The 7443-nt window shown below is 61.8% G+C and carries 10 protein-coding genes and 1 tRNA gene; 1 reads left to right on the top strand and 10 read right to left on the bottom strand.

The annotated features are described in order from the left end of the window. Nucleotides 1-659: 659 nt before the first annotated feature. The 3 genes from AC0L17_RS15360 to AC0L17_RS15350 all read right to left on the bottom strand — a co-directional run bounded on the left by AC0L17_RS15360 (nt 660) and on the right by AC0L17_RS15350 (nt 1638). Complete coding sequence (locus AC0L17_RS15360) at nt 660-959, bottom strand: hypothetical protein (protein WP_473516437.1); 300 nt, start codon at nt 957-959, stop codon at nt 660-662. A 139-nt stretch (nt 960-1098) separates the two neighbouring features. Then, a tRNA-Pro gene (locus AC0L17_RS15355) sits at nt 1099-1175 on the bottom strand. 175 nt (nt 1176-1350) lie between these two features. Next, on the bottom strand, nt 1351-1638 hold the full coding sequence (locus tag AC0L17_RS15350) for a helix-turn-helix domain-containing protein (RefSeq protein ID WP_287305880.1): 288 nt from the start codon (nt 1636-1638) through the stop codon (nt 1351-1353). Between the two features lie 428 nt (nt 1639-2066). Here AC0L17_RS15350 and AC0L17_RS15345 point away from each other — a divergent pair, with 428 nt between their 5' ends. Further along, nucleotides 2067-2342, top strand: a complete 276-nt coding sequence (locus AC0L17_RS15345; RefSeq protein ID WP_023798384.1) for a hypothetical protein — start codon at nt 2067-2069, stop codon at nt 2340-2342. A gap of 52 nt (nt 2343-2394) precedes the next feature. On the opposite strand, the gene AC0L17_RS15340 is transcribed toward AC0L17_RS15345, so the two are convergent. The 7 genes from AC0L17_RS15340 to AC0L17_RS15310 all read right to left on the bottom strand — a co-directional run bounded on the left by AC0L17_RS15340 (nt 2395) and on the right by AC0L17_RS15310 (nt 7365). Further along, nucleotides 2395-2733, bottom strand: coding sequence for a hypothetical protein (locus AC0L17_RS15340; RefSeq protein ID WP_023798385.1), 339 nt, complete (start codon nt 2731-2733; stop codon nt 2395-2397). Between the two features lie 149 nt (nt 2734-2882). Continuing rightward, the gene (locus tag AC0L17_RS15335) at nt 2883-3425 is read right to left on the bottom strand and encodes a MerR family transcriptional regulator (protein ID WP_023798386.1); all 543 of its coding nucleotides are present in this window, start codon (nt 3423-3425) and stop codon (nt 2883-2885) included. Nucleotides 3426-3620: 195 nt separating this feature from the next. Further along, nucleotides 3621-3944 (bottom strand): integration host factor subunit alpha, encoded by a 324-nt coding sequence (locus AC0L17_RS15330; RefSeq protein WP_023798387.1) that lies wholly within the window; start codon nt 3942-3944, stop codon nt 3621-3623. 105 nt (nt 3945-4049) lie between these two features. Then, nucleotides 4050-5021: a beta-ketoacyl-ACP synthase III gene (locus tag AC0L17_RS15325; protein WP_023798388.1), complete on the bottom strand. Its 972-nt coding sequence runs from the start codon at nt 5019-5021 to the stop codon at nt 4050-4052. Between the two features lie 9 nt (nt 5022-5030). Further along, nucleotides 5031-6101, bottom strand: coding sequence for a phosphate acyltransferase PlsX (gene plsX, locus AC0L17_RS15320; RefSeq protein WP_023798389.1), 1071 nt, complete (start codon nt 6099-6101; stop codon nt 5031-5033). 131 nt (nt 6102-6232) lie between these two features. Next, nucleotides 6233-6796, bottom strand: a complete 564-nt coding sequence (locus AC0L17_RS15315; protein WP_023798390.1) for a YceD family protein — start codon at nt 6794-6796, stop codon at nt 6233-6235. Between the two features lie 26 nt (nt 6797-6822). Then, nucleotides 6823-7365, bottom strand: a complete 543-nt coding sequence (locus AC0L17_RS15310) for a ubiquinol-cytochrome C chaperone family protein (protein ID WP_473516436.1) — start codon at nt 7363-7365, stop codon at nt 6823-6825. Between the last annotated feature and the right edge of the window lie 78 nt (nt 7366-7443).

Here is a 7443-nt window from a genome sequence, read left to right as displayed (position 1 = left end):
CGCGCTGGCCACCTACATCTACATCTATCAGTGGCGCCACTTATATCTGCGGCTCGGGCTTTTCGGGGGCGCTATCGATTTGTAATCCCGCCATCCGGGGCTGTTGGGGCGGGGGGCGCTGTCCGCGCCGGCGGCTGGGGCATGATGGGCTTTCTGGGGGCAAGTCTAAGTCCCTTGAAAATGGTCGGAGTCCAGCACGCGGGCGTAGCGAGTGGTGGTCTTAGCCATTGCCGTCGAATATGGCGGGAACCCGCTGCAGGGCTGGTGATGGGCATAGGCATAGCCGTCGGCATGGCGCTGGCCGGATGAACTTAGGCGAGCGTTGCGCAATCTAACGTATAGGCGGCAACGCCATCACTACGACCGCGGCAACGGCCGTATCCGGGGGCGAAACGTTGATCGCCATCTAAGCACCCCACCAAACGATGGCTGCACACAGCAAAAACACGAGCGCGGCACACGCGATGAACATACCTCTTCGCGTTCGCCACCTTGGCGGCTCAGCCGGCACAAGCCTGAACCGCTGGGCATGCTCCGTTGCGATTTTCAGTAGGGCTGCAGCCGTTTCGCGCGGCATCCAACCCTTCGCTTCCGAGGCTGTCACCAAGGCTGCAAATGCGGCTTCCAAGGCGACTTCACAGTTGACGTCCCGATCTGGGCTACCCTTTGGCAATATGGGTGGTTGCACGGCTTGGGACATGCACACAAAGCGGCTCGCGGATGAAAGGTTCCCGCGTTTCGAGCCCTTCACTTTCGAAGGTCCGCTTCCAGGTGCAGTGCCGCTCTCGCTGCTGGCTTTTGTCGTCGGGAATGAACGTGAAGAACACCGGGCGGCGGTCGCGGCCTTCGGCCTTGCATTTTGAGCAGCCAAACAGCCCGACCAGATCCTGATGCATCGATCCGCGATCTGATCCGAGCCTGTCGATCAGCGCTTGGCCGCCGATCGTCGGCCCGTTCACGGCGCGATTCGGGCGACATGGCCCCAGACTGGCACGGCCCAGACAAGGAAAGGGCCCAGAAAGGCCCCAATTTCTCGCTTTCGCGGCTCAGCTAGTTTCCCCGGATTTCAAATAAGCCTTAGGGTTCTAAGGGCTTATTTGGTCGGAGTGGCCGGATTCGAACCGACGACCCCTTGACCCCCAGTCAAGTGCGCTACCGGGCTGCGCTACACTCCGGACCGGTCGCGATGTATCGTGATAACCCGGTTCGGGTCAACCGAATTCGGCGGCCATGACGCCGATGCCCGGCATGGTGGATTTGAAGTTCCTGCTCTGGTGGATGTCGTCAGCATTCAGGAACTTCAAATCCAGAACACACCTCGCTTGTTGGCTTGATCCTCTGGCGTCGCTGCTACGAGACGGGTCTTGTATTTTCCACGGATTGTGTCAGCGCGGCCGTATCGATCAGCGCGCTTTCCGGAAGCCGGAGCGCAGAGGCTATTCGCCTAAGCTTCGACACATCGGCATTCCTGCCGTTCTCGATGTCGGCGATCTCATCGACCGACAGTCCGCACGTCAGGGACAGCTCTTCCATGCTGTATCCCCTGGTTTCTCGGATGGCCTTAAGGGCGCTGTGGTCGGGCGCAGCTTCGGTCGCCGACAGTTCGGAAAAAGCTTCGCTTGTTGCTATTTGGGGCATTTGGCAACTCCGTGGATTTAAAGAGTTTGATCAAATCAAGAAGTTGCCTGAGACGGCGCAGAGAATGCCCTCTCGATAGTGATTTGCCAAGCGCCAAAAACGCCGTCACGGCATCGTGATTCCGATCGGCGCAGCCCGGCACAGGCCTCGGCGCCACCGGCACGGGACCGTCATCTCGATCGGGGTCTTTGACTGGCCGATCGCCGAATTGTTCGACGGTTCTGAGCCGCTCCCTTGTCAAGCGGCTGTAGGATCGAATCTCAGCAGCCGGAGCACGCAGAACGCGTCAGGGGCTGCGAATTTTCTTGAACCGACGCGTGAACCTTTTCTCTCCGGGCCGCACCAACACGGCATGGACGCCACAAAGGCGGTCCCAACCGGAAGGACGCCCTGACGGCGATCCTCGATCAAGAGAAGGAAATGCTCAAATGACCAACATCTCGAACTTCAAGCGCCTGTCGCTCGCCGCTGCCATCGTCGTCTCGGCCTTCGGCTCGATTTCACTGCCGGGCTCGGCCTTCGCCAACGGCACGCATCCGAGCGGCGGCGGCGCGGTTTGCAAGGGCGCGGGTCACTGCCTGGTGCTGCAGCTCGACTGCAAGGGTACTTATACGGACGCCACCGACTCCAACGGCACCGTCTACGGCAAATGCAGCCAGACCGCGCAGGTCAGCCCGAAGAACAAGCTCAAGCTCGCGCGCTGATCGACCTTTTGGTCAACGAAAATGGCGGCCGTCCACGCCGCCATTTCTTGTCTCAACGTGCCGATCTCGATCTCGTTCGCGAGGTTTTCTGCTGGCGGCTGAGGAACAGGCTGGCGACGAGCCCGACCACAACCAGACCGACTGCGGCCGCTGTCGCGGGATGATCGCGGGCCGTCTTCTCTATCACCCTGCCATGCCTCCTGATTGCAGGCAGAGCGTCACTGAAACGCTCGGCGAGGTCCGAGTAATAGTCCGACGCGGTGTCACGCCCGTCCTCGTAGTAGGCGCTGCCGCGCCTGGAAACGGCTTTCCTCAACGCCGCCAGTTCCCTGGAGAGGGCCGCGACCTGTTTTTCAAGATCGATGTCGGAGAGGGTCGAAAATGATACCATGACAGGCTTCCTTCTTTTGCGAAGGAACGCACGATCGTAAAACCGGTTCCGGTTTTGCCGCGACCGATCGGGCCCAGAGCGCGTCGCGTCAGAAGCGATTCATGCGACCCGCGTGACGTTCTATGCAGTCGCTATCCCGGGGTCATGCGCTAGCGCACCTGATCGAGCAGGCGCTTGCATTCCAGAAGGTCGAACAGCGCCTCCTGCAGCAAAGCGCGATTGTCGCGCGAGAGTTTCGACGTGCCCGGCTGCACCGGGCCTTCCTCCTCGGTCTTGCCCAGGCCGAAAAAGCGCCGGCTGGGTTTCACCTTGGGCTCGCCGACCAGCATCTCGTCATCGGCGCCGCGCGGCTGGGCCGCCGGCGTCAACGGCACCGCATCGGCCTGCCGGCGCTGCGAGATCGCCTCGACGGCCGCCATGTCGCCATTGCCGATGGCGACCAGGAAATGATTGCCGTTCTCGCGCAACAGCTTCTGCACGCCCTTGATCGTGTATCCCTGATCGTAGAGCATGTGGCGGATGCCCTTGATCAGTTCGACATCCTGGGGCCGGTAGTAGCGGCGGCCGCCGCCGCGCTTCATCGGCTTGATCTGGTTGAAACGCGTTTCCCAAAAACGCAGCACATGCTGCGGCAGGTCGAGATCTTCTGCGACCTCACTGATGGTGCGGAAAGCGTCGGGGCTCTTGTCCATGGGCGAAATCCTCACGCTGGAGCATGATCCCGAAAAGTGGGAAAACGGTTTTCGGCCAGGATCATGCTCAACAAAGAGTCATTCCGATCCGGCTGTTGTGCCGAATCGAGCCTTATTTCAGCGGTTTATGAAACAATATTCAAGCCCGGCGTCAAAGCAGGCGACCGTTTTCAACCGGGCTTTGAAGCGCAGGCGCTATTTGCTGCCCTTGGCCTTGCTGATCTGGTGCGCGCGCAGGATGCGGTTCTTCAGCACATTCGACGATTTGAAGGTCATCACGCGGCGCGGCAGGATCGGCACTTCCTCGCCGGTTTTGGGGTTGCGCCCGATGCGCTCGTTCTTGGAGCGGACATGGAAGGTTGCGAACGACGACAATTTCACCGTCTCGCCGCGAACGATCGCCTCGCAGATCTCGTCCAGAACCGCTTCGACGAGTTCGGCCGATTCAGTACGCGACAGGCCAACCTTGCGATAAACGGCTTCAGCAAGATCGGCGCGCGTAAGTGTCTTTCCCCCCATGCGAACCGTCCCCATCAGCTCAAAAAACATAACTCTATATAAGCAAAGATAGAGCCTAAGTAATTGATCCGGCAAGGTCAAGGACCGAACCGGTCCGTTCGGCACTTACCAGCGAACCAGGACCGCGCCCCAGGTGAAGCCGCCGCCCATCGCCTCGATCAGCACCAGATCACCCTTCTTGATGCGGCCGTCGGCGACCGCCACCGACAGCGCCAGCGGCACCGAAGCAGCCGAGGTGTTGCCGTGCAAATCGACGGTAACCACCACCTTTTGTTCCGCTATCCCGAGCTTCCTGGCGGAAGCGTCGATAATCCGCTTATTGGCCTGATGCGGCACGAACCAGTCGAGATCTTCAGCGGTGATCCCGGCAGCTGAGAACGTCGCCTCGATGACGTCGGTGATCATGCCGACCGCGTGCTTGAACACTTCGCGGCCTTCCATCCTGAGATGGCCCACCGTTCCGGTGGTCGACGCTCCACCGTCGACGAACAGCTTGTCCTTGTGAGCCCCGTCGGAGCGCAGGCTGGCAGCCAGCACGCCGTGGTCGGCAATGCCGCCCGCCCCCTCGCCTGCTTCCAGCACCATCGCGCCGGCGCCGTCGCCAAACAGCACGCAGGTCGAGCGATCGCTCCAGTCGAGGATGCGCGAAAAGGTTTCGGAGCCGATCACCAGCACGCGTTTGGCGAGGCCGCCGCGGATATAGAGGTCGGCCGTCGTCACCGCGTAGACGAAGCCCGAGCACACCGCCTGCATGTCGAAGGCGAAGCCGTGATGCATGCCGAGCCGGTTCTGGATGTCGACGGCGGTCGCCGGAAAGGTGTTGTTGGGTGTCGAGGTCGCCAGCACGATCAGGTCGATATCGGCCGGCGTCAGGCCGGCATTGTCGAGGGCTGCGCGCGCTGCCGCCTCGCCGAGCGAAGCCGTCGTCTCGTCGTCGGCCGCGATATGGCGCTGGCGGATGCCGGTGCGCTGGGCAATCCATGCGTCTGACGTCTCGACCATGCCTTCGAAATCGGCATTCTTCATGATGCGGCGGGGCAGCGCGGAGCCTGTGCCGCGCACGACTGATCTGATCAAGGCTCTTTCCTATTCCTCTGCGTCGGCAACGACGTCGGATTTCCTGGATGTCTGGGCATGCGGATTGCGCGCATGGAACAGATCAAGATCGGCTTCGATGCGATCGAGCAGATTGTTGCGCACCATGTCGTAGCCAAGCTCGATCGCCGCCGCGAAGCCGTCCGAATCGGCGCCGCCATGGCTTTTCACCACGACGCCGTTCAGACCCAGGAAAACCCCGCCGTTGGAGCGGCCGACATCCATCTTCTCGCGCAGGCGATCGAAGGCGCCCTTGGCGAATACATAGCCGATCCTGGCCATCAGCGTGCGGTCCATCGCGGCGCGCAGGTAACCGGCGATCTGCCGTACCGTGCCTTCCGCCGTTTTCAGCGCGATGTTGCCGGCAAATCCTTCGGTGACGACCACGTCGACCGTGCCCTTGCCGATGTCGTCGCCCTCGACGAAACCATGGTAGTTCATCGAGGCCATGTTGGCCTCGCGCAACATGCGGCCCGCCTCCTTGACCTCTTCCTGGCCCTTGATCTCCTCGACGCCGACATTGAGCAGACCGACGCTCGGCCGTTCGATGCCGAAAACCGAGCGCGCCATGCCAGTGCCCAGAATGGCAAAATCGACCAGTTGATGCGCATCCGCGCCGATGGTGGCGCCGACGTCCAGCACCACGCTTTCGCCACGCAATGTCGGCCACAGCGCCGCGATCGCCGGACGGTCGATGGTCGCCATGGTGCGGAGGCAGAATCGCGACATCGCCATCAGCGCGCCGGTGTTGCCGGCCGAGATGCAGGCGTCGGCAGTGCCTGCCTTGACCGCCTCGACCGCTTTCCACATCGACGACTTCCAGCGGCCATGGCGCAGCGCCTGGCTCGGCTTGTCGTCCATCCGGACTGCTATCTCGCAGTGGATGAACTCGCTGACTTCCGCCAGCTTGGGCAGCTTTGCGAGTTCGGGGCGCACTGCCTCCTCGCGACCATAGATGACGAAGCGGATGTCGGGACGCCGGGTCGCGACCGTCATGAGCGCCGGGATGACCACGCTTGGTCCGTGATCGCCGCCCATGGCATCGATGGAAATCCTGATCACGCGGTGTTCATCTCACAGTTTGCTTGAGCGAGCGCCTGGCGCTGGCAACGGGTTTGGGGCTCGCGAAGGTTCGGCGAAAATAGCGTTTTTGGGCTGCCGCACAACCGGCTTTCTCCGATTGGGTCGGGTTTTCAGGATTTCCCCAGCAGGGAACGCAGCTTTTGCTGAAATTCGCTTTCCGCAGTCCCGGCATCGTCGGCAGCCTCCATCGAAACGCCTTGCTTGCGCGGATAGGGATCGATCGCCAGTCCAAAGAACTGTTCGGCGAGCGCCCCGACATCGATTGAATTGCCGGAAAATGTTTCCGGGCTGTCCGGCCCTTCGGCATCGAGCATTATCTCGCCACCGCCCTCGAAACCCTGCCGCCCGAGCTTCGACTGCTCCGGCAGGAACAGTGCGTCGACCGCCTCGTCGATATGCGCCTCGATCGGGTCCAGGGTGACGATGCAGGCCTGGGTGATATCGGCCTCGACGCGGCCGCTGACCTTGACGCCGTTGCGCTTCCATGGCGCCACCAGCAGTTCGGCGCGATAGTTCTCGACCGACAGCAACTCGTGCTCGCCTGCCAGCGCGGCGCGCTGCGCGGCGTCGGCCTCGATCAGCACCGGCAGTCCCTTTTGCGGCAGCCGGGCGACGTTGGCCACGAAGGACACGGGGCTCTGGCGATCGGGGCTCTGGGAATCGGCGTGTTTCATATTTTCCTTTAAATAGGCTTGTTTTCTCAAATAGGTTTGGCCGCGGGGAATGCCACAGTGCCGGAAACAATCGATTCGGTCGGCTGTTCCGCGAGTCGCCTGGAGACATCGGCGACGTAGCCGGCCAGATGCGTCGCCTGCGGCCAGGTGCCGGCATCGGGCCTGATATTGCGGGCAAGCGCCGCGACGAGTGCGTCATGGTCGTTTCGTTCCAGCGCATCGTCATAGGCGGCGGTGCGGCCATAAAACATCTTCGCCAGTTTCTTCATGCGCTTCGGCACGCCGACGTCGCCGATGCCGAGTTCGCGCAGCGAATGCTCGACATCCATGAAGAACTCGTCGATCAGCACCTGCGCGACCTCCCCGGCAACACCACCCTCGCCGCGCAGCCGGTGCTGGAACAGGAACATGTGCAGCGACAGCATCTCGAAGCGGCCAAGCGGCGTGTCCAGGACATCCCAGTCGGAATAAAACACGGTTTGCCGCGCCGCTGCCACGATTTGTGCGTAAAGCGCCTCGGTGATAGCGCGGTTGGCGTGACGTTCGCGACCAAAAAGGCGCTGGAACATTGAGGGTGGTCTCCCGGGGACCGTTTGTTGAATTGGCCTTGTTGCATCGGCGAGCAAGCTGGTTTACCGGTTTTGCGG

The organism is Mesorhizobium sp. WSM4829 (genome assembly GCF_055811475.1).
The sequence above is the reverse complement of the archived record's forward strand: the minus strand, read 5'-3'. Positions and strand labels throughout refer to the sequence as shown.